Here is a 20,246-nt window from a genome sequence, read left to right as displayed (position 1 = left end):
GTGTGGCATTCGCCATGCGAGAGTAGGACACTGCCAGGCACCCAATACAAGAAACCCCGCTCACTCGAGCGGGGTTTTTTATTGCCTGAAATTCACGTTATCCATCCATATCTGGTTGATTTACCACCACGATTGTATCGTTATACAACCTGATCAGCACAGGGCAGCTCCATGTTGACTATCCCATCTTCCAGCTGAATATCGATCTTGAAACCGAGCCGTTTGGCCAGATTGATCATGCCGCGATTGCTGGGCATGGTCATGCCAGATAGCTGGCCTATGCCACGCTCTCTGGCATAGCGCACGATCTTTTCCATCATCAACTTGCCGAGTCCGAGCCCTTTCAAGTCTGAGCGGACCAGGATGGCAAACTCCGCATCCGATTGATCCGGGCTGGCAATGGCTCGCACCACTCCCACGATCTGCTGGCTGAAAGGGCCGTCCTGACCCACGGCGACGAAGGCCATTTCCCGGTCATAATCGATCTGGGTCATACGGGCCAGCTCCTCATGCCCCAGCTCCCCCACGTCGGCGAAGAAGCGTTTGTACCTGTCTTCATCAGACACCTGCCGCACGAACTGCTTGTGGGCCGGCTCGTCTTCGGGGCGAATGGGGCGCAGCAGCACATGACTCTGATCTTTCAGCCAGGCACCCTCTTCCAGCTCGGTGGGATAGGGGCGAATGGCCAGTGGCAGCACTTGTTGCCCTCGCTCTGCCAAGGCGAGCCGGGCATCCAGGATCACCATCTCTTCGCCACAGGCCTGCAGCGGGTGCAGATCCAGTTCTTGTATCTCGGGGAAGGCCAGCAGCAGCTCGGAGAGCTGGCACAGCACCTGGCCGAGGGCGTCGATATCGAGCCGTACCGGACTGGCCTGCTCGCGGATCTTGCCATCCTTGAGGGCACCAATGATCTGGTAGCGAGCCAGAGCCTGGTTGAGGGGAGGAAGGGCCGCGACCATGTCGCGGGGCTCGGCGCCGGATTCCCCGAGTAGGATGACGGGGCCGAAGACAGGATCCTGCTGCAAGCGGATCCGTAGCTCCAGACCCCCGCTGCGGCGTGCCATGCGTTGTACCAGAAGCCCTTCTATGCGGGCGCCAGGATCGTGCTGACGTACCCTGTCCAGAATGGCATCCGCCGCCTGGGCGACTTCCGCCGAGGTGCGTAGGTTCAGCATGACACCGTGTACATCGGATTTGTGGGCGATGTCGGGAGATCGCAGCTTCACCACTACGGGGTAGCCAATCTGTTCTGCAGTCAGTGCGGCCTCGATGGCATCGGAGACGATCCAGGTCGCGAGGGTGGATAGCCCGGCTGCCTGCAATATGGGATGGGCCAGGTGGGTGTCCAGCACCCGCTGCTGGCGGTCCAGCGCTTGCCCAAGGAGCTGCTGGCAGCGCTCGACATCGAGCCTGTCGCCCTGCAGGGAGGCCGGTGTTTCCATCAACTGTTTCTGGTTGCGGCGATATTCCACCATGTGCATGAAGGCCGTGACGGCGCTTTCCGGGGTGCGATAGGTCGGGATGCCCGCCTCGTTGAACAGGCGTCTCCCCTCCAGGGCGGAGTATTCGCCTGCCCAGTTGGTCAGTATGTTGAATCGTCTGGCCCTGGGGTGCTGTTTGAGGAAATTGATCAGGCTGCCGGCCAGGGTTGCCCCGCGGGCGGTGAGGGAGGGGGCGTGGATCAGCAGTATGGCATCGGCCCCGTCCCCTTGCAGCAGATCGTCCAGCGCGGTTCTGTAGGCCTCCACATCGGCATCGCTGCCTATGTCCAGGGGTGGCATCGCCAGCTTGCCTCCCCGAGACAGCAGTACGTCTGCGGCCATGTTGGCGAGGCCGCGCCCATTGGAGAGGATGGCGAGCCGCTCCCCCTTGAGGGTCAGGGAGTGGCTCAGGGTCTCGACAGTGGCAAACAGTTCGTGGGTATCCCGGACGCGCAGCATGCCAGCCCGGCGGATGGCGGCATCATAGACATTGTCGAGACCGTTGGCCGGGTCGTGCCGACCGCTCTTGAGGATCAGGATGGGTTTGTTACGCGAGGCGGCACGGGCGGCGGAGAGAAAGTGCCTGGCATCGTGCAGCTTGTCCATGTAGATCAGGATGGCGCGGGTCGTCCCGTCCCGGGAGAGCTGATCCAGCAGTTGGCCAAAGTCGATGTCGCAATGATCGCCCAGGGAGATGAAGGCCGAGAAGCCGATTTCGCGCTGCTTGGCCCAATCCAGGATGGTGGTGCTGACCGCTGCCGACTGGGAGAGAAACGCCACCTGTCCCGGAGTCGCTGCAATGGGGGAAAAGCTGGCGTTGATACCCTGCCCGGGGAGCAGCATGCCCATGCTGTTGGGGCCGAGCAGCCGGATGCCGTATTGCTGGCACAGATGCTTGAGCCGCAGGCGCTCGTCAGTGGAGAACTGGGCGGCCAGTATGATGGCGGCTCCGGTTCCTTTCTTGCCGAGCTCCTCGATGAGCGGCAGTACCCGTTCGCGCCGGGTACAGACGATGGCGAGATCGGGGGAGAGGGGAAGGCTCTCTATGTCCGGATAGGCGAGCACGCCAGCGATGGCCTGGCTGCGGGGGGCTACGGGTAGTATAGGGCCCTGGAACTGACCCGCCAGCAGGTGCCGGATGACCACATGGCCTGCTTTCTGCGGATCACTGGAGGCGCCGATGACGGCGATCGAGTGAGGTTTGAAGAGCCGATCCAGGCCGCTTTGTTTCATGGGCACTCCTCGTGGTGGCCCCCGGGGCGAGGGGGACGGATGGTGCCAGTCTAATACGCTTTGCGTGCGGGTTCTGTGACCGATTGCGGATCACGATCTGGCCAGTGCGCTGGCGCGCAGATAAAAGCGCAGCTCCCCCTGAATGCATTGCACCGTGGCGAGGTGCCTGTCCTGGAGATAGATCTCCTGCTCCCGATCGAGTTCATGGCGCTGGACCCCGAGGCTTTGCAGATATTCTGCGAACAGGATGGCACTGCGGATTTCGACAAGATGCTGGCTCACGCTCTATTCCTTGATGGTGGCTGGATGGTGCCGGCCAGTGTCCCCTCTTCTCCCCCACTTTCATACTGATACATTTGACACTCACTGTGGCTCCGACGCCTGCCGGATCAGCGAAGGCCTCCCTGGCCGCGTGCGGTGTCCCAGAAGGCGCGGATCAGCGGTTCTTCCAGCCGCTTCTTGAGCACGGCGATGCCGACGTCGAACGCCTTGAGCGCCGGTTTGGGCTCGACCACACGCACCTTGTCCCCCATGGGGCTGTGATCGATGACGGCGGCAGGCACGACACCCACACCGAAGCCGAGGGCCACCATGGCGACGATGCCCTCGTTGCCCGCCACTTCTGCATAGATGTTGGGAGCTATCCCTTTGTTGCGAAACCATTGATCACAGCGCTTTCGGGCCAGCCCCTGTTCGGAGAGGATCAGCGGCAGGCGCTCCCAGTCAGGTTCGCCCTGGGGGAACCACTGACCCTGCTGGGGGGCATTGCGGGGGGCGATGAACACCAGAGGGACTTGTTGCAGGCTGGCGAATTCCAGCTTGGACGAGAGCGCATCCGGCCTCGCTGCGATGGCGAGATCGGCTTCGTCAGCCAGGATCTTGTCCACTGCCAGTGCCGGGTCGCCGGTCTCCAGCTTGATCTCCAGCTGGGGATAACGGCGACGAAAGCGTTCCAGTACCTCGGGTAGCAGAAAGTAGCTGGCGGTAACCGAACAGAACACCCGCAGCCGCCCTTGCAGCGGCTCGTCGCTGCGCTTGAGCTCCTGTTTGAGTTGGCGCCACTCCTGCAGCAAGGCACCGCCAAACTCCCGCAGCTTTTCACCAGCAGGGGTGAGCCGCACCGAGCGGTTGTCCCGCTCGAACAGCACGCAGCCGGTCTCCTGTTCCAGTCGCTGGATGGCGCGGCTCAGGGTGGAGGGGCTGACCGCCATGGCATCGGCGCTTTTGCCGAAGTGGAGGGAGTCGGCGAGGTGGAGAAACAGTTCGAGATTGCGAAGGTCCATCTTTTTATTCCTGCGGCGTTGTCAGGCGCCCTGTAGCACGATGGCTCGGCGGCGGGAGATTGCGGGAAATCACATTTCAATTCCTGCAACGTACTGTTTCGAATATATCAGTTCAGGCAATAAGTGTCCCGCGCTATAGTGGTTTCGACAACGCCGCCATCCGGCATGGAATCAATCGAACGGAGCAATCACCATGGCTAACTATTTCAACACCTTGAACCTGCGTCAGCAGTTGGCCCAACTGGGCAAGTGTCGTTTCATGCAGCGCGAAGAGTTCGCGGACGGCTGCAACGTGCTGAAGGGCAAGAAGGTGGTGATTGTGGGCTGTGGCGCCCAGGGCCTGAACCAGGGTCTGAACATGCGCGACTCCGGGCTGGACATCTCCTACGCCCTGCGCAAGGCCGCCATCACCGAGAAGCGCGCCTCCTGGCAGAAGGCCACCGACAACGGCTTCGCGGTCGGCACCTATGAAGAGCTGATCCCGACCGCCGATCTGGTGCTGAACCTGACCCCGGACAAGCAGCACTCCGACGTCGTCAAAACCGTGATGCCGCTGATGAAGCAGGGCGCCGCTCTGGGCTACTCCCACGGCTTCAACGTGGTGGAAGAGGGTCAGCAGATCCGTGCCGACATCACCGTCGTGATGGTTGCACCCAAATGCCCGGGCACCGAAGTGCGTGAAGAGTACAAGCGTGGTTTCGGCGTACCAACCCTGATCGCCGTCCACCCGGAGAACGATCCCCAGGGTGAGGGCATGGCCATTGCCAAGGCGTGGGCCTCTGCTACCGGTGGCGACCGTGCCGGCGTGCTGGAATCTTCCTTCGTCGCGGAAGTGAAATCCGATCTGATGGGCGAGCAGACCATTCTGTGCGGCATGCTGCAGGCCGGTTCCCTGCTCTGCTACGACAAGCTGGTTGCCGAGGGCACTGACCCGGCCTATGCCGGCAAGCTGATCCAGTTCGGCTGGGAGACCATCACCGAGGCCCTGAAGCAGGGCGGCATCAGCCTGATGATGGACCGTCTCTCTAACCCGGCCAAGCTGCGTGCCTTCGAGCTCTCCGAGCAACTGCGCACCCTGATGCGTCCGCTGTTCGAGAAGCACATGGATGACATCATCGCCGGCGAGTTCTCCCGCGGCATGATGGCTGACTGGGCCGAAGACGATGCCAAGCTGTTCGGCTGGCGCGAAGAGACTGGCAAGTCCGCTTTCGAGAATGCCCCTGCCTATGCTGGCAAGATCGCCGAGCAGGAGTACTTCGATAATGGCGTGGTCATGGTGGCCATGGTCAAGGCGGGTGTCGAGCTGGCGTTCGAAACCATGGTGGCCTCCGGCATCTATGAAGAGTCCGCCTACTACGAGTCTTTGCACGAGCTGCCGCTGATCGCCAACACCGTCGCCCGCAAGCGTCTGTACGAGATGAACGTGGTCATCTCCGATACCGCGGAGTACGGCAACTACCTGTTCGCCAACGCCGCCGTGCCGCTGCTGCGTGAGCACTTCATGCCGACCCTGCAAGCAGGGGACCTGGGCAGTGCCCGTGCCGAGAGCAAGGCGGTGGACAACCTGGCCCTGCTGGCTGCCAACGAAGCGACCCGCAACCACCCGATCGAGAAGATCGGCCAGACCCTGCGTGGTTACATGAAGGACATGAAGCGTATTGCCGTTGGCGGTTAAGCCTTCGCTGAGCGGCATCGGAAGGGGCGTGGATGACGATCCCCGTTACTGGCTGGCTTAGACACCTGGCCTGTCGTCCGGATGATGCAAACAGACAGATTGAAGCCTATAAAAAAGCCCCGCTCATCGAGCGGGGCTTTTGCATTCTGGAGGGCGCGAGCAATCAGGCCTTCCAGGCTTTCCAGGTGTTGATCAGGCCGTTGGTGGAGCCGTCGTGGCTGGTGACGGCCTCATCGGTGCCCAGCTCCGGCAGGATCTTGTTGGCCAGCTGTTTGCCCAGCTCCACACCCCACTGGTCGAAGGAGAAGATGTTCCAGATTGCGCCCTGTACGAAGATCTTGTGCTCGTACATGGCGATCAGGGCACCCAGCGTCTTCGGGGTCAGGCTCTTGAACAGTATGCTGTTGGTCGGGCGGTTGCCTTCGAACACCTTGAACGGCACCAGATCCTTGACCTGCTCTAGCGTCTTGCCGGCGGCCAGGAACTCGGCCTCCACCGCTTCCTTGCTCTTGCCGAAGGCCAGGGCCTCGGTCTGGGCGAAGAAGTTGGCCAGGAGCTTCGGATGGTGGTCACCGATGGGGTTATGGCTGATGGCCGGCGCCAGGAAGTCGCAGGGGATCAGCTTGGTGCCCTGATGGATCAGCTGGTAGAAGGCGTGCTGGCCGTTGGTACCCGGCTCACCCCAGATGATGGGGCCGGTCTGGTAGTCCACCGGATTGCCGTCGCGGTCCACGTACTTGCCGTTGGACTCCATGTTGCCTTGCTGGAAGTAGGCAGGGAAGCGATGCATGTACTGATCGTACGGCAGGATAGCTTCGGACTCGGCACCATGGAAGTTGTTGTACCACAGGCCGATCAGGGCCAGCAGTACGGGCACGTTCTGTTCATAGGCGGCAGTGGCGAAGTGCATGTCCATCTCGAAGGCGCCTTGCAGCAGGGCCTCAAAGTGCTCGAAGCCGAGGGAGAGGGCGATGGGCATGCCGATGGCGGACCAGGAGGAGTAGCGGCCGCCGACCCAGTCCCAGAACTCGAACATGTTGTCGGTGTCGATGCCGAACTCGGCAACGGCCTTGCCGTTGGTCGACAGGGCGGCGAAGTGCTTGGCAACGTGGGCCTTGTCACCGGCATGACCGAGGAACCAGTCGCGGGCGGTCAGGGCGTTGGTCATGGTCTCCTGGGTGGTGAAGGTCTTTGAGGCCACCAGGAACAGGGTGGTTTCCGGATCGATCTTCTTGAGCGTCTCGGCGATGTGGGTGCCGTCGACGTTGGAGACGAAGTGCATCTCCAGGTGATTCTTGTAGGGGCGCAGGGCCTCGGTGATCATGACGGGGCCCAGATCGGAGCCACCAATGCCGATGTTGACCACGTGCTGGATGGCCTTGCCGGTATAGCCCTTCCACTCGCCACCGATGACCTTCTCGCAGAAGCCCTTCATCTTGGCCAGTACGGCGTTCACTTCCGGCATCACGTCCTTGCCGTCAACCTCGATGGGACGGTCGGAGCGGTTGCGCAGGGCGGTGTGCAGTACGGCGCGCCCTTCGGTCATGTTGATCTTGTCGCCGTTGAACATGGCGTCGATGGCGCTGCGCAGATCGGTCTCGCCAGCCAGGTTCACCAGCAGCTTGAGGGTCTCTTCGGTGATCAGGTTCTTGGAGTAGTCGACCAGGATGTCGCCACCGAAGGTGAGGGAGAACTTGTCAAAACGCTTGGGATCCTGTGCGAACAGATCCTTGAGACGCATCTCCTTGTTGGCTGCAAAATGGGCTTCCAGTGCCTGCCAGGCCTGGGTCCGGGTTGGATTGATATTTTTCATAGGATTATCAGTCTTCCAAGTTGTGTTTGAACCTTGCAGGCAAGGCTCCCGCCAAACCTTATTATGCGAGCATTATACCGGGCACTCCGTGCGCCCCGTGTAACAGAGCATTACCAATTGTCTGCAACGAGGGAGTGTACAACCAAAACAGTGCGATTATGAGTCACTCAGTACCCCGGGATCTTGCGTTCGCGCATGCTTGTTCGGGTTGAAAAGGCTTTCATTTCAAGGGGAGCGCGGCCGTGGCTCTGGAAAGCTGGCGTGACAGATCAAAGGGTATTCAACAGACGCTCATCGGACGGTTTTTTGAGCAGGCGCAAATGGTGGGCAACAGACGCTGGCTATCATATGAGCCGAATGGACGAGATCTCCCAGGGATGGCCAAGGTATGGAATCAATGGTGTGGAATGAGGAGATCGAGATGAAAGCCCTGTTATCCCTGTTTGCCCTGAGCCTGATCGCCACCGGCCTCATCGGTTTGCTGACCCTGACGCTGGCCAATGCGGCGCCGACGTTGGAGATCCGCGTACTGGCGGTGATCGGAGCCGTGCTGGGGGGTTATGTGCTGATGCAGCCCCTGCTCAACCGGGTTGCACGCCGGCTGGGGTGAGAACGCGGTGCGACCTGGTGCGCAAGACCGGCCTGTGGCCGGTTTTTTCATGTCACAGAAGGCAGAAACGACAGTGCCAGCCCGAAGGCTGGCACTGGAGAGCGCACACCGAGGATCAATCCGCCGTCTTTTGCATGTGGACCACACGCTGGGGAAAGGGGATCTCGATGCCCTCGGCGTCGAAGGTGAGCTTCACCTTCTCGTGGAAGTCGAACCAGACGCCCCAGTAATCGCCGGTCTTGACCCAGGGGCGCACCACGATATTGACCGAGGAGTCGGCCAGCGCGGCAACGGCAATGGTGGCGGCCTGCTCCTTCAGGATGCGGGGCTCTTCGCTCACCAGCCGCTCCAGGATCTGTTTGGCCTTGCGCAGGTCGGAGCCGTAGCCGATGCCGAATGTCATGTCGACGCGGCGGGTATCCATGCGCGAGTAGTTGACGATGGTGCCGTTTAGGATGGCGGAGTTTGGCACTACCACCATCTTGTTGTCACCCGAGGTGAGGGTGGTGGTGAAGAGCTGGACCGATTGCACAACGCCATTGGTGCCTGCCACCTCGATGAATTCCCCAGCCTTGATGGGGCGGAAGATGATGAGCAGGAAACCGGCGGCAAAGTTGGAGAGAGAGCCCTGCAGCGCCAGACCGATGGCCAGACCGGCGGCACCGATAATGGCGACGAAGGAGGCGGTCTGCACCCCGACCCGGCCCAGGGCGGCGATCACTACGAACACCAGGATGGTGTATTTGAGGATGCTGCCGACGAAGTGGGTGACGGTGGTGTCCAGCTTGCGGGTCTGCATCACCTTGACCACGCCACCGCTGAGAAGGTTGGCGGCAATGTAACCGACCAGCAGGGTGATCAGGGCGGCGGCGATGTTGACCGCATACTCGATGATCAGTCCCTGGTTGTTGGTCAGCCAGGTCTGTGCTTCGGTAATGATCTCGGGTTCCATAGGATGTCCTGTTGGTGTGAAGATTTATGGCAGATGAATCTAACACTTGAGCGCGACAAGCTGGGTCGCATCTGGTGCTTGTCTCTTCTTTTGTGCCACAAAAAGCAAGGGAGGCCAAGGCCTCCCGTTTTGTCACAACCCTGCTGGCGCAGGGACGCTCGGCATGTGCGCACTCAGCTTTGCAGCTGCTGGCTGCGGATAAACTGCCACTGATCTTCAAACCCGGCGGTGGGTTTGATTGTGAACTCGGAGCGGACGTGCATTGGTGGATGCGGTCTGCTGGCTCAGCTTTGCAGCAGCTGGCTGCGGATAAACTGCCACTGATCTTCAAAGCCGGCAGTGGGCTTGATTGTGAACTCGGAGCGGACGTGCATTGGTTGATGCGGTCTGCTGGCTCAGCTTTGCAGCAGCTGGCTGCGGATAAACTGCCACTGATCTTCAAAGCCTGCAGTGGGCTTGATTGTGCACTCGGAGCGGACGTGCATTGGTTGATGCGGTCTGCTGGCTCAGCTTTGCAGCAGCTGGCTGCGGATGAACTGCCACTGATCTTCAAAGCCGGCAGTGGGCTTGATTGTGCACTCCGAGCGGACGTGCATTGGTTGATGCGGTCTGCTGGCTCAGCTTTGCAGCAGCTGGCTGCGGATAAACTGCCACTGATCTTCAAAGCCGGCAGTGGGCTTGATTTTGAACTCCGAGCGGACGAACTGGCTGATGCGGCCCTCGGTATAGGCCAGCAGCAGGTTGGCCAGCATGGTCTCGTCGAGCTGGAAGCCCTGGCCTTCCCGCAGCCGTTTCTCGCGCAGTACCTGCTTGATCTGGGTCTCCAGCTTGTCGAACAGAATGCTGATGCGATCCCGCAGCCGATCGTGTTCGCCCAGCAGGGCATCGCCATTGAGAATGCGGGTGATGCCGGGGTTGCGCTCGGCGAACACCAGCAGCAGCTGCAGTATGTGATGGCAGCGGGCCATGGTGTCCTTCTCTTCGGCCATGATCAGGTTGACCCGTGACAGCAGGGAATCCTCGATAAAGTCGATCAGCCCCTCGAACATCCTCGCCTTGCTGGGAAAATGCCGGTAGAGGGCCGCCTCGGACACGCCCACCTCGGCCGCGAGGCGTGCCGTGGTGATGCGCTGGCCCGGGCTGGTTTCCAGCATGTGGGCGAGTGCCTGCAGGATCTGATCGCGCCGACTCTGTTTCTGGTTACTGCTTGCCATGGATTCCCCTAAAAAAACAATGGCTTGATTCTATTATTTGGCACGTGCCCCAGGGGGCCGTGTGGTCTTGTTATTGGCGACCAGAAGAACCAAACCCGCCTTCACCCCGTTCACTCTGATTGAATTCGTCGACCAGCTGGAAGCTAGCCTGTACCACCGGCAGGATCACCAGCTGGGCGATGCGCTCGCCAGGCTGCATGGTGAAGCTGTCGTTGCCACGGTTCCAGACCGAGACCATCAACTGACCCTGGTAGTCGGAGTCGATGAGGCCGACCAGGTTGCCCAGCACGATGCCGTGCTTATGGCCGAGGCCGGAGCGGGGCAGGATGGTGGCGCACAGACTCGGATCCTGGATGTGAATGGCCAGCCCGGTTGGCACCAGCGTGGTGTCGCCCGGGGCCAGGGTCAGCGGGGCATCCAGCAGGGCGCGCAAGTCCATGCCAGCGGAGCCCGGTGTGGCGTAAGCGGGCAGCGGGAAGTCGGTGCCGATGCGGGCATCCAGGATTTTCAGTTCAATTTGTGTCGTCATGAATCTTTTTCAATTGGATCGCCTGGCGATCGGGTGGTACTGCAGGAGCCTGGGGCTCCCGGCATGTTCAATGGGCTCAGGGTCGATAATGGCGTGCAATCAGGGCGACAAGATGACGGGCGAGCGTCAGCTTATCGGCCAGGGGCAGGGCGGCTTGACCCCCTTGCCAGAAGACGGTCAGGGCGTTGTCATCGGCATTGAAACCCTGGCCTGCACGGGACACATCGTTGGCTGCGATCATGTCCAGCCGCTTACGTCGAAGTTTGTCGAGGGCGTATTGTTCCACATCCACGGTTTCGGCGGCAAATCCGACGGTGAAGGGTTTGTCTGACAACGCCCCCACATCGGCGATGATGTCGGGGTTTTTGACCAGGGTCAGCTGCATCTGGTCGTTGTCGCCGGTCTTCTTGATCTTTTGCTCGGCCACCTGGGCGGGACGGTAGTCGGCGACGGCAGCGCAGCCGATAAAGAGGTCGCACTCACCGACCCGGCTCATCACTGCTTCGTGCATCTGCAGGGCACTCTCCACATCGATGCGGGTAACGCCGGCCGGGGTGGCCAGTGCCACCGGGCCGCTCACCAGGGTCACCTCCGCGCCCGCTTCGCGCGCGGCGCGGGCGATGGCGTAGCCCATCTTGCCGGAGCTGTGGTTGCTGATATAGCGCACCGGATCCAGCGCCTCGCGGGTCGGCCCGGCGGTGAGCAGCAGCCTGACGCCTGCCAGGAGCGGTTCGGCGGCGAGCTGCTGGCAGCAGCGTTCCACCAGTTCCAGGGGATCCAGCATCCGGCCCGGGCCCACATCGCCGCAGGCCTGGCTGCCGGAGTCTGGCCCCCACAGCTGAATGCCGCGCTCGGCGAGGGTCTGAAGGTTGGCCTGGGTAGCGGCGTTGCGATACATCTGCTGGTTCATGGCTGGCGCCAGGGCGACAGTCGCCGGGGTGGCCAGGCAGAGGGTGGTGAGCAGCTCGTCCGCCATGCCGGCGGCCATGCGGGCCATCAGATTGGCGCTGGCGGGGGCGATCAGCACCAGATCGGCCCACTTGGCCAGCTCGATGTGGCCCATGCCCGCCTCGGCAGCCGGGTCCAGCAGACTGTCGGCCACCGGGTGGCCTGAGACGGCTTGCAGGGTCAGCGGGGTGATGAACTCCTTGGCGGAGCGGGTCATCACCACTCGCACCTCGGCCCCCTGATCTTTCAGGCGACGTACCAGTTCGGCACTCTTGTAGGCGGCGATCCCGCCACTGACACCCAACAGGATGCGTTTATCGGCCAATCTCATCTGCTGCTTCTCTTCCGGCTCACTCTGACTGGTCGGCTAAGATAGCACAGGCAATGGGTGGCGACAGAGGCTGACATGGGGGAGTTGTGGTCGGGCTCGCGGGATTCTTTGCTATGTTTTCTCTCAATAGCCATGAGGGAGAGACAAATGAGCATCAAGGAGTGGCCGGAAGAGGAGCGCCCGAGGGAAAAGCTGCTGCGCCGAGGAGCGGCGGCGCTCTCCGATGCCGAACTGCTGGCCATCTTCCTGCGCACCGGGGTCAGTGGGTTGAGTGCGGTGGATCTCTCCCGCCAGTTGTTGCAGCAGTTTGGTTCCCTGCGGGCACTGCTGGGGGCCGATCAGCAGGATTTTTGTGGCGCTCACGGGCTGGGACCTGCCAAGTATGCCCAGTTGCAGGCGGTGCTGGAAATGGGGCGGCGCCATCTGGCCGAACAGTTGCAACGGGGAGAGGCGCTCACCTCGCCCGGGCTTACCCGGGACTTTCTGCAAGCCCAGTTGCGGGATCGGGGGAGGGAGGTGTTCGCCCTGCTGCTGCTCGACAACCAGCACAGGGTCATCCGGTTTGTCGAACTTTTTTACGGCACCCTCGACTCGGCGAGCGTCTGGCCCAGAGAAATCGTGCAGATCGCGCTCAAACATAATGCAGCCGCCGTGATTCTGGCGCATAATCACCCGTCCGGCGTGGCCGAGCCCAGTCGGGCGGACCGCCAGATCACGGATCGGATCCTGGCCGCCCTGGCCCTGGTCGATATCAGAGTGCTTGATCACCTGGTGATCGGTGATGGCATCACGGTTTCTTTCGCAGAGCGTGGTTGGTTGTGACTGGGCTCTGGCACTGTATTAGTTGATCTTTGATCACGGATGCTGTATAAAATGCCGCCTTCTGTTTGCCCCGCAATCGAAGGCCAGCGGGGCAGATATTTGCTCGAGCAATGAAGTAAGATTTGGAGAGACTGACATGTCTAGAGTATGCCAAGTAACCGGCAAGCGCCCGGCAGTTGGTAACAACCGTTCGCACGCTAACAACGCTACCAAGCGTCGTTTCCTGCCGAACCTGCACACTCACCGTTTCTGGGTTGAGAGTGAAAAACGCTTCGTGAGCCTGCGCGTATCCGCAAAAGGCATGCGTATCATCGACAAGCGCGGCGTTGAAGTGGTTCTGGCTGAACTGCGTGCCAGCGGCGTTAAGGTATAAGGAATTAGATCATGGCTAAAGGTATTCGCGATAAGATTCGCCTGAACTCCAGCGCCGGTACTGGTCACTTCTATACCACTACCAAGAACAAGCGCACCATGCCCGAAAAAATGGAGATCAAGAAATTTGATCCCGTGATTCGTCAGCATGTGATCTACAAAGAAGGCAAAATCAAGTAATTACTTGGTTTCGCTGCAAAAACCCGGCCTCGTGCCGGGTTTTTTTATGGCTGGAATTCAGTACACTGCCTATTCGAAGGGAGGCTAGCCATGTTCAAACTGAGCCGCAAAGGCTGGAACAACGTGATCATCGTGGTCGTGTTGATCGTCATTACCCTGTTGCACCGGCTGGAGCAGGCCCAGCAGGAGAACAGTGCCAAACGCGCGCGTCCGCTGTTGCCGGAGAGTGCCGTGGTGTTGACCTGGCAGGGGCCGAGCTGGCAGATAGAGCGTATCGGCCAGGGTTGGCGCAGCGTGCCGGATCTGGGGCTTGGCAACGCCCAGCTGGCGGCCCGCATCGAGGCGTGGCAAGGCTGGCTGCTGCCCCCCGGCGAGCCCGTGCGCGGCACCCCGGTGACCCTCAAGATCTGGATCGCCGGACAGAGCGATCCGGTGGAAGTCGGGCTCTATCAGGACGACGGCAAGTTTGCCGCCCTGCTGCCCTCCTCGACCTGGCTCAGCTTGAGTCAGGCGCAATACCGTGACCTGATGCGTCCCATTCCCTGAACGAGAACGAGAGATCGCCCATGCCTGAATTACCGGAAGTCGAAGTCAGCCGCCAGGGCATCTCCCCCTGGCTTACCGGCATCAAGGTGACCCGCGTGGTGGTGCGGGACGGCCGCTTGCGCTGGCCCGTGCCCGGCGAGATCCAGGAGCTGGTGGATCTCGTCATCCACCGGGTCAGCCGCCGCGCCAAATACCTGTTGCTGGAGACCGACTTCGGCACCGCCATCCTGCATCTCGGGATGTCCGGCAGCCTGCGGGTGCTGGACATCGGCACCCCGGCCGAGAAGCACGATCACGTGGATATCGAGCTGGCCAACGGCAAGCTGCTGCGGCTCAACGATCCACGCCGTTTTGGCGCCCTGTTGTGGACCCGCGAACCGGCCGAGGCCCATGCCCTGCTCGCCAAGCTGGGGCCGGAACCCCTCACCGATGCCTTCCATGCCGATTACCTGCGGGAGCGGGCGAAGGGGCGCAGCACCGCCATCAAGCAGTTCCTGATGGACAATCATGTGGTGGTCGGGGTGGGCAACATCTACGCCAACGAGGCGCTCTATGCCGCCGGCATTCATCCCAGGCGGGCGGCGGGCAACATCAGCGCCGAGCGGCTGGGCACCCTGGTGAGCGAGATCAAGCGGGTGCTGGCCGAAGCCATTCACCAGGGGGGCACCACCCTCAAGGATTTCACCAGCGCCGACGGCAAGCCAGGCTATTTCGTGCAGCAGCTGCAGGTTTACGGCCGTGGCGGCCAGCCCTGTTTCCACTGCCACACCCTGCTCACCGAGGTGAAGATGGGCCAGCGAACCACGGTGTTCTGCTCCCACTGCCAACGCTGAAAGAGGGGTTTTTGAGCCGGAACCGGCCAAGTTGTAAGAGAGTATTTCCGGTCTGTTGAAGCGGCGTCAGCCCATGACTACTATCTCGCCAGTTCAGGCTGCGAGGTAATAAAATGACAGCTAAATCAATAGACTGGGAACATTTATCCCGGCAGGGGCACTATTGTGCCCACGATATGGCCCGCTTCCTCTATCCCGAAGACAGCGCCCGCAAGACCTTCAATCGCGGCAAGTTTTTGCTGCGCAGTCTGCTCTACCGTGCGCAGTTGAACCGGGTATTCGAGCTGTTCCAGAGCGCCCCCCTGCGAGCGCTTCCCGCCCGCCACCCCGAGCTGCTCGACAAGCCGATGCGCCCCTATCGCTTCGCCTGCTCGACGGTGAACCAGCGGGTCAAGATGGTGGAGGATCACTACCGCCTGCTGCTGGGCCTGTACCCCGAGCTCATCGACCCGCTCTATCTGGGGGAGGGGATAGTGCTGGGCCATTATCCCGATGGCGGCTGGCGCATCGTGCTGCGTCACGACGGCACCTTCCGCCGGGAGGCGGAGCTGGCCCTCTCCATCGTCAACGCGCGGGGGGAGCGACTCTACAGCTGTGCCTTCTCCCTGGCGGGCAACGAACAGGAGCTGGCCCTGGTGATCGGGTCGGTGCAGGGGCCAGAGCCCTGTGTCGAGCAGCCCCAGGAGCAGGTGCGGGCATTGACCCGGGCGGGTCAGGGTCTGAGACCCAAGTCGCTGGTGGTGATGCTGGTGATGGCGCTGGCCGGGGCCATGGGGGCCCACCGGGTCTGTGCGGTGCGCATGAAGGCCCACATCTTCCAGGCAAGACGGTACAGCAAGAAGAAGAAAGCCTGCCTGCAGGCGGACTACGACGAGCTGTGGCAGGAGTTTGGCGCCCTCGATCAGGACGCCAACTTCGTGCGGCTGCAACCCGTGGTGCGCAAGCCGCTGGAGGAGATCGCCTCCAAGAAGCGGGCCATGTACCGGCGCCGTTACGAGTGGCTCGATCAGCTGGAGCTGGCGATCCGCCAGCAGTTTGCCCGCAGCTAGGCGTGCAGTGCGTTGATGCAACAAGGGCTACCCGCGGGTAGCCCTTGTTCGTTTCTGCCCATCAGGGGAGGGGATTAGCGCTGCTGTCTGGCGGCGATGGCCTGAGCCACCAGGGGGTCGACGAACTGGTGGATGTCACCTCCGTGCAGCGCCACCTCCTTCACCAGGGTGGAGGAGATGAAGGAGTTCTCCTCCGCCGGGGTAAGGAAGACGCTCTCCAGGGTGGGCATCAGGCGACGGTTCATGTTGGCGAGCTGGAACTCGTATTCGAAGTCGGAGACGGCGCGCAGGCCGCGGATCAGCACGTTGGCCTGCTGCTCCCTGGCAAAATCCACCAGCAGGCCGGAGAAGCCCACCACCTTGACATTGGGCAGGTGAGCCGTCACCTGCCGGGCCAGCTGAACGCGCTCCTCGAGATCGAACAGCGGCCGTTTGCTCGGGCTGTTGGCCACCCCGACCACCACCTCGTCGAACAGTCTGGCGGCGCGGCCAATGAGATCGGTATGGCCGTTGGTGATGGGATCGAAGGTGCCGGGATAGATTACCTTGTTGGTCATGCTGCTGATTCCTGAAACCGGAAAACTGGTCGCATTATAGGGGCTGTTGCCGGTTTGTCGCGACCGGGATGGCGCGGATTTCTGGCGCTGAGCGGCGGCCGGGGTCGCACAAATCGGAGCCTCGTGGCGTCTTCGCTTGAGAATCGCCCTGCATCAGGCAAGAATACCCGCATCGCGCATCAAGCCTCCTTCGCTGGTGACAGGGAGCATAGGGATTTTTTATGAAACGTATTCTGGTAGTCCGCAATGACAAGATTGGTGACTTCATGCTGGCGTGGCCGAGCTTTGCCATGCTCAAGCGCTCCATGGAGTGTCATGTGACTGCCCTGGTTCCCGCCTACACGGCGCCCCTGGCCCGCCTCTGCCCCTGGATCGACGAGATCATCCTGGATCCGGGTGCCCGGGCCGACAAGGAGCAGCAACGCGCCCTGCTGGCGCGCATCAAGGCGGCCGCCTTCGATGCCTCCATCTGCCTCTTCTCCAACACCCGCAATGCCAAGCTGGTGTGGAAGGCGCACATTCCCTACCGGCTGGCCCCGGCCACCAAGCTGGCCCAGGTGCTCTACAACCAGCGCCTGGTGCAGCGCCGCTCCCGCTCCCAGAAGCCGGAGTACGAATACAACCTGGATCTGGTGCGCCGCTTCCTCGCCGATCAGCATCAGACCGTGGTAGAGCCACAAGGACCCTACCTCGGCTTTGACCCCGAGAGCCTGCTGCAGGTGCGCGAGCAGGTCGCCGCTCGTCTCAGGCTCGACGCCAGCCGCCCCTGGCTGATGGTGCACGCGGGCAGCGGCGGCTCGGCCAACAACCTCTCCATCGAGCAGTACTCGCGCCTCATCATCAAGCTCAACCAGGCCTGTCCCGAGTTGCAGTGCGTGCTGACGGCAGGCCCGGGGGAGGAGGGGAAGGCGGAGCAGTTGGCGGCCGAACTACTGGCCCATGGGGGCAACGGCTGGATCTATCGCTCCGACGAGGGGCTGCCGAAGTTCTGCCAGGTGATGGCCAACGCCGCCCTGTTCGTGGCGGGCAGCACGGGGCCCCTGCACATCGCCGCGGCCATGGACGTGCCGACGGTCGGCTTCTTCCCGGCACACCGTTCGGCGACGCCGCTGCGCTGGCGGCCGCTCAACGGCGAGGGGCGCCATCTGCCCTTCAGCCCGCCGGAAGACAGCGACCACCCGGAGGACATGAGCCAGCTCGATCCCAAGGCCATGGCGGCAGAGATCGCCCGCTGGGCGCCGCCCTTCTGGCGCGCCGAGCGCTGAGAGCGCACACAGAACATACAGACAGGGCCCCGCGGGGCCCTGTCTGTATGGGGATGCTCCCTGCTGGCAGACCGGCCGACCGGGCGTGGCTCCCGACAGCCCCTTGACGGACCTGTCCGGACCCCTGGCAGGGGAAACCTGTCGGTATAAGCCGGAGTCGGGTCATGTTGCCAATATCCATGCATTCGGCTTATAGCGGCCAGTTTTCGTCCGTGGCGCCCAGGTTTGCGCCGTGAGCGGCCCGGCGAGGGCTACGCCCGCTCCATGGCAATGGGGTTCGCCCCTTGTCCCGCTGGAACAAGGGGTGAGTGATTAATGCGATGTTTGAGGCGCGATGCCCTATTTCGGTTGCTGGGGCTGCTGGCGAACCCAGAGATCGGCGTATTTGACGAAGGTGGAGTGGGCGGAGAGGATGGCCAGCAGCAGGCCCTGCTTGCCGTCGAGGAAACCGGCCTTGAGCAGGTACATCTTGAGGAAGCAGCCGACGGCGTGGACCAGCCCCTGGCCGAGGGATCCCTTCTTGCCGCGGGCGGTGCGCTGATCGGCCCAGGCGCGGGCGTAGCCGGCGGATTTGACCAGGTAGTGTTCCAGATCCCGGTAGGTGTAGTGGAGGAGGTCGCCCTGCAGATTGACGATCTTCATGTTGGCGCGCACCTCCACCTTCTCGTGTACCAGCGCCTCGTTGTAGCCGGTCAGCGCCTTGGGGTAGAGGCGCAGCACCCGATCCGGGTACCAGCCGCTGTGGCGGATGAAGCGGCCGAACACCCAGGAGAGGCGCGGGATGGAGTAGATGGTGTCGCTGGCCGGGTTGGCCATGACCCCCTGGATGGCTTCCCTGAGTTCGGGGGTGAGCCGCTCGTCCGCGTCCAGCCACAGCACCCACTCCGACTGGACATGGGACTGGGCGAGGCGGCGCTGACGACCGAAACCGGGCCAGGTGGTGTTGACGAAGAAGCGGGCGCCAAATTCGGCGGCGATGGCCGGAGTGTCATCCTGACTGCCGGAGTCGAGAATGACGATTTCATCCGCCAGGCCTTCGAGGGAGGCGAGGCAGGCACGGAGGTTGTCGGCTTCGTTCTTGACGATCAGGACGGCCGCCAGGGTCGGTTTTTTCACAGGCAAGGGACTCTTGTTGGTGCCCGGCGGGCGGGTCATGCTCGGATTGGCGCCCATTCTAGCCTAAAACCCCGCGCGGGGCATGACCCGAGGGCCCGGTGGGCCCGCTTTTGAATGCGGGGGAAGGGGGATCTCTGCTACCCGGCAGTCGGTGGCCCAGGGCACGCCGTGTCCGGGTCGAAGAGGGCCTCAGGAGGGATGCGCGGGGGAGCCGATCCTGCCAGGGAGGCGGTTTGCGGGAGCAGACGGGTATCTTCTGTTATTTCTTCGGCCTTTCTTGGGGCATAATCTCGCCCAGTAATGATCAACAGCCGGGCCAGTCCCGAGAGAAGACGCGCGATGAAGATATTGGTGATCGGCCCCTCCTGGGTCGGCGACATGGTGATGTCCCAGAGCCTCTACAAGGCGCTCAAGAGCAACCACCCGGGCAGCGAGCTCCATGTGATGGCGCCGGCCTGGTGCGTTGCGCTGCTGGAGCGCATGCCCGAGGTGGACAAGGCCATCCCCATGCCGCTTGGCCACGGTGACTTCAAGCTGGGGGCACGCCGCCGCCTTGGCAAGCAGTTGGCCACGGAGCAGTACGATCAGGCCATCATCCAGCCCAACTCCATGAAGTCGGCCCTCATCCCCTGGTTTGCCAGGATCCCGGTGCGCACCGGCTGGAAGGGGGAGCACCGCTTCGGTCTGCTCAACGACATGCGCAGCAACAAGCAGGCCTTCCCGCTGATGGTGGAAGGCTATGTGGCTCTGGCCTACCCCAAGGGGCAGATGAAGAGTCGGGACGACATTCCCGCTATTCCCCATCCCTCCCTGCACGTGGATCTCATCAACCAGGGCAAGGCGCTGGAGCGGCTCGGCCTGAATCGTGCCCGCCCTGTGCTGGTACTCTGTCCGGGGGCCGAGTTCGGCCCGGCCAAACGTTGGCCGGAAGGGCACTACGCCGTGGTGGCGCAAAAGCACCTCGACGAGGGATGGCAGGTGTGGATCTTCGGTTCGGGCAAGGACGTGGACGTGGCCAACACCATCCGCGATCGGATCAACCCCCTGTCGCGCCCCAACTGCCACGTGCTGGCGGGCAAGACCAGCCTGCACGAGGCGATCGATCTGATGGCGCTGGCCGGTCGGGTCATCGCCAACGACTCGGGCCTGATGCACGTGGCGGCCGCCCTCAACCGGCCGCTGATCGGCGTCTACGGCTCCACCTCGCCCCTCTATACCCCACCGCTGGCGGACAGGGTCGAGATCGTCCACACCGACATCGAGTGCCGCCCCTGCTTCAAGCGCACCTGCAAGTTCGGCCACCTCAAGTGCCTGATCGAGCTGATGCCGGAACAGGTCATCGAGGCGGGAAATCGGCTGGAGCGTGGGGAAACGGCAGATCTGACCATAGTGCGGCAGCCGGTGGAATCCTCCGCTGCTGAACCAGGTAATAGCTAG

20 protein-coding genes and 2 pseudogenes are annotated in these 20,246 nt (G+C 62.2%); 10 read left to right on the top strand and 12 right to left on the bottom strand.

Annotated features, from left to right (window positions below; genetic code table 11):
* Positions 1–140: 140 nt before the first annotated feature.
* The 3 genes from AB5Y59_RS16690 to ilvY form a co-directional block, all read right to left on the bottom strand.
* On the bottom strand, positions 141–2,714 hold the full coding sequence (locus tag AB5Y59_RS16690) for a GNAT family N-acetyltransferase (protein WP_368212378.1): 2,574 nt from the start codon (positions 2,712–2,714) through the stop codon (positions 141–143).
* Positions 2,715–2,804: 90 nt separating this feature from the next.
* The gene (locus AB5Y59_RS16685) at positions 2,805–2,996 is read right to left on the bottom strand and encodes a hypothetical protein (protein WP_010676124.1); all 192 of its coding nucleotides are present in this window, start codon (positions 2,994–2,996) and stop codon (positions 2,805–2,807) included.
* Between the two features lie 107 nt (positions 2,997–3,103).
* A complete protein-coding gene (ilvY, locus tag AB5Y59_RS16680; protein WP_139736544.1) occupies positions 3,104–3,997 on the bottom strand; it encodes an HTH-type transcriptional activator IlvY in 894 nt (297 codons plus the stop codon).
* A 193-nt stretch (positions 3,998–4,190) separates the two neighbouring features.
* Here ilvY and ilvC point away from each other — a divergent pair, with 193 nt between their 5' ends.
* On the top strand, positions 4,191–5,672 hold the full coding sequence (ilvC, locus tag AB5Y59_RS16675) for a ketol-acid reductoisomerase (protein WP_010676122.1): 1,482 nt from the start codon (positions 4,191–4,193) through the stop codon (positions 5,670–5,672).
* A 163-nt stretch (positions 5,673–5,835) separates the two neighbouring features.
* Here the strand turns inward: ilvC and pgi are convergent, their stop codons facing one another.
* The gene (gene pgi, locus AB5Y59_RS16670; protein WP_368212376.1) at positions 5,836–7,485 is read right to left on the bottom strand and encodes a glucose-6-phosphate isomerase; all 1,650 of its coding nucleotides are present in this window, start codon (positions 7,483–7,485) and stop codon (positions 5,836–5,838) included.
* Positions 7,486–7,906: 421 nt separating this feature from the next.
* Between pgi and AB5Y59_RS16665 the strand changes: the two genes are divergently transcribed.
* Positions 7,907–8,095, top strand: a complete 189-nt coding sequence (locus tag AB5Y59_RS16665; RefSeq protein WP_029314882.1) for a hypothetical protein — start codon at positions 7,907–7,909, stop codon at positions 8,093–8,095.
* A 115-nt stretch (positions 8,096–8,210) separates the two neighbouring features.
* Here the strand turns inward: AB5Y59_RS16665 and AB5Y59_RS16660 are convergent, their stop codons facing one another.
* The 6 genes and pseudogenes from AB5Y59_RS16660 to coaBC all read right to left on the bottom strand — a co-directional run bounded on the left by AB5Y59_RS16660 (position 8,211) and on the right by coaBC (position 12,069).
* On the bottom strand, positions 8,211–9,047 hold the full coding sequence (locus AB5Y59_RS16660; RefSeq protein WP_042864726.1) for a mechanosensitive ion channel domain-containing protein: 837 nt from the start codon (positions 9,045–9,047) through the stop codon (positions 8,211–8,213).
* Positions 9,048–9,220: 173 nt separating this feature from the next.
* A pseudogene (locus tag AB5Y59_RS16655) lies at positions 9,221–9,304 on the bottom strand (nucleoid occlusion factor SlmA); the annotation flags it as partial.
* A 138-nt stretch (positions 9,305–9,442) separates the two neighbouring features.
* A pseudogene (locus AB5Y59_RS16650) lies at positions 9,443–9,526 on the bottom strand (nucleoid occlusion factor SlmA); the annotation flags it as partial.
* Between the two features lie 138 nt (positions 9,527–9,664).
* Positions 9,665–10,261, bottom strand: coding sequence for a nucleoid occlusion factor SlmA (slmA, locus tag AB5Y59_RS16645; protein WP_010676117.1), 597 nt, complete (start codon positions 10,259–10,261; stop codon positions 9,665–9,667).
* A gap of 70 nt (positions 10,262–10,331) precedes the next feature.
* Positions 10,332–10,790 carry a dUTP diphosphatase gene (gene dut, locus AB5Y59_RS16640; RefSeq protein ID WP_069652422.1) on the bottom strand — a complete coding sequence of 153 codons (459 nt, stop codon included), beginning with the start codon at positions 10,788–10,790 and terminating at the stop codon, positions 10,332–10,334.
* Positions 10,791–10,866: 76 nt separating this feature from the next.
* Entirely contained in the window at positions 10,867–12,069 is a 1,203-nt protein-coding gene (gene coaBC / locus AB5Y59_RS16635) for a bifunctional phosphopantothenoylcysteine decarboxylase/phosphopantothenate--cysteine ligase CoaBC (protein WP_042879081.1), read from the bottom strand.
* Positions 12,070–12,216: 147 nt separating this feature from the next.
* On the opposite strand from coaBC, the gene radC reads away from it, so the two are divergent.
* The 6 genes from radC (at position 12,217) to AB5Y59_RS16605 (ending at position 15,871) form a co-directional block, all read left to right on the top strand.
* Positions 12,217–12,891: a DNA repair protein RadC gene (radC, locus tag AB5Y59_RS16630; protein WP_069652421.1), complete on the top strand. Its 675-nt coding sequence runs from the start codon at positions 12,217–12,219 to the stop codon at positions 12,889–12,891.
* Between the two features lie 136 nt (positions 12,892–13,027).
* A complete protein-coding gene (gene rpmB / locus AB5Y59_RS16625; protein ID WP_005307492.1) occupies positions 13,028–13,264 on the top strand; it encodes a 50S ribosomal protein L28 in 237 nt (78 codons plus the stop codon).
* Between the two features lie 11 nt (positions 13,265–13,275).
* Positions 13,276–13,443: a 50S ribosomal protein L33 gene (rpmG, locus tag AB5Y59_RS16620; protein WP_005323752.1), complete on the top strand. Its 168-nt coding sequence runs from the start codon at positions 13,276–13,278 to the stop codon at positions 13,441–13,443.
* A gap of 90 nt (positions 13,444–13,533) precedes the next feature.
* On the top strand, positions 13,534–13,989 hold the full coding sequence (locus AB5Y59_RS16615) for a hypothetical protein (RefSeq protein ID WP_139736543.1): 456 nt from the start codon (positions 13,534–13,536) through the stop codon (positions 13,987–13,989).
* Positions 13,990–14,009: 20 nt separating this feature from the next.
* Positions 14,010–14,822, top strand: coding sequence for a bifunctional DNA-formamidopyrimidine glycosylase/DNA-(apurinic or apyrimidinic site) lyase (gene mutM, locus AB5Y59_RS16610; RefSeq protein ID WP_049636089.1), 813 nt, complete (start codon positions 14,010–14,012; stop codon positions 14,820–14,822).
* Positions 14,823–14,998: 176 nt separating this feature from the next.
* Positions 14,999–15,871, top strand: coding sequence for a VirK/YbjX family protein (locus AB5Y59_RS16605; protein ID WP_103260972.1), 873 nt, complete (start codon positions 14,999–15,001; stop codon positions 15,869–15,871).
* A 74-nt stretch (positions 15,872–15,945) separates the two neighbouring features.
* On the opposite strand, the gene coaD is transcribed toward AB5Y59_RS16605, so the two are convergent.
* Positions 15,946–16,428 carry a pantetheine-phosphate adenylyltransferase gene (gene coaD, locus AB5Y59_RS16600; RefSeq protein WP_010676110.1) on the bottom strand — a complete coding sequence of 161 codons (483 nt, stop codon included), beginning with the start codon at positions 16,426–16,428 and terminating at the stop codon, positions 15,946–15,948.
* 221 nt (positions 16,429–16,649) lie between these two features.
* Between coaD and AB5Y59_RS16595 the strand changes: the two genes are divergently transcribed.
* Positions 16,650–17,693 (top strand): glycosyltransferase family 9 protein, encoded by a 1,044-nt coding sequence (locus AB5Y59_RS16595; RefSeq protein WP_010676109.1) that lies wholly within the window; start codon positions 16,650–16,652, stop codon positions 17,691–17,693.
* A 339-nt stretch (positions 17,694–18,032) separates the two neighbouring features.
* Here the strand turns inward: AB5Y59_RS16595 and AB5Y59_RS16590 are convergent, their stop codons facing one another.
* On the bottom strand, positions 18,033–18,809 hold the full coding sequence (locus AB5Y59_RS16590) for a glycosyltransferase family 2 protein (RefSeq protein WP_010676108.1): 777 nt from the start codon (positions 18,807–18,809) through the stop codon (positions 18,033–18,035).
* Positions 18,810–19,148: 339 nt separating this feature from the next.
* On the opposite strand from AB5Y59_RS16590, the gene waaF reads away from it, so the two are divergent.
* On the top strand, positions 19,149–20,246 hold the full coding sequence (gene waaF, locus AB5Y59_RS16585) for a lipopolysaccharide heptosyltransferase II (protein WP_113069244.1): 1,098 nt from the start codon (positions 19,149–19,151) through the stop codon (positions 20,244–20,246).

Source organism: Aeromonas sp. s10 (assembly GCF_040907975.1).
Classification (GTDB): domain Bacteria; phylum Pseudomonadota; class Gammaproteobacteria; order Enterobacterales; family Aeromonadaceae; genus Aeromonas; species Aeromonas caviae.
Note: the sequence above shows the minus strand (reverse complement) of the source record. Positions and strands in the feature narration are given on the sequence as shown.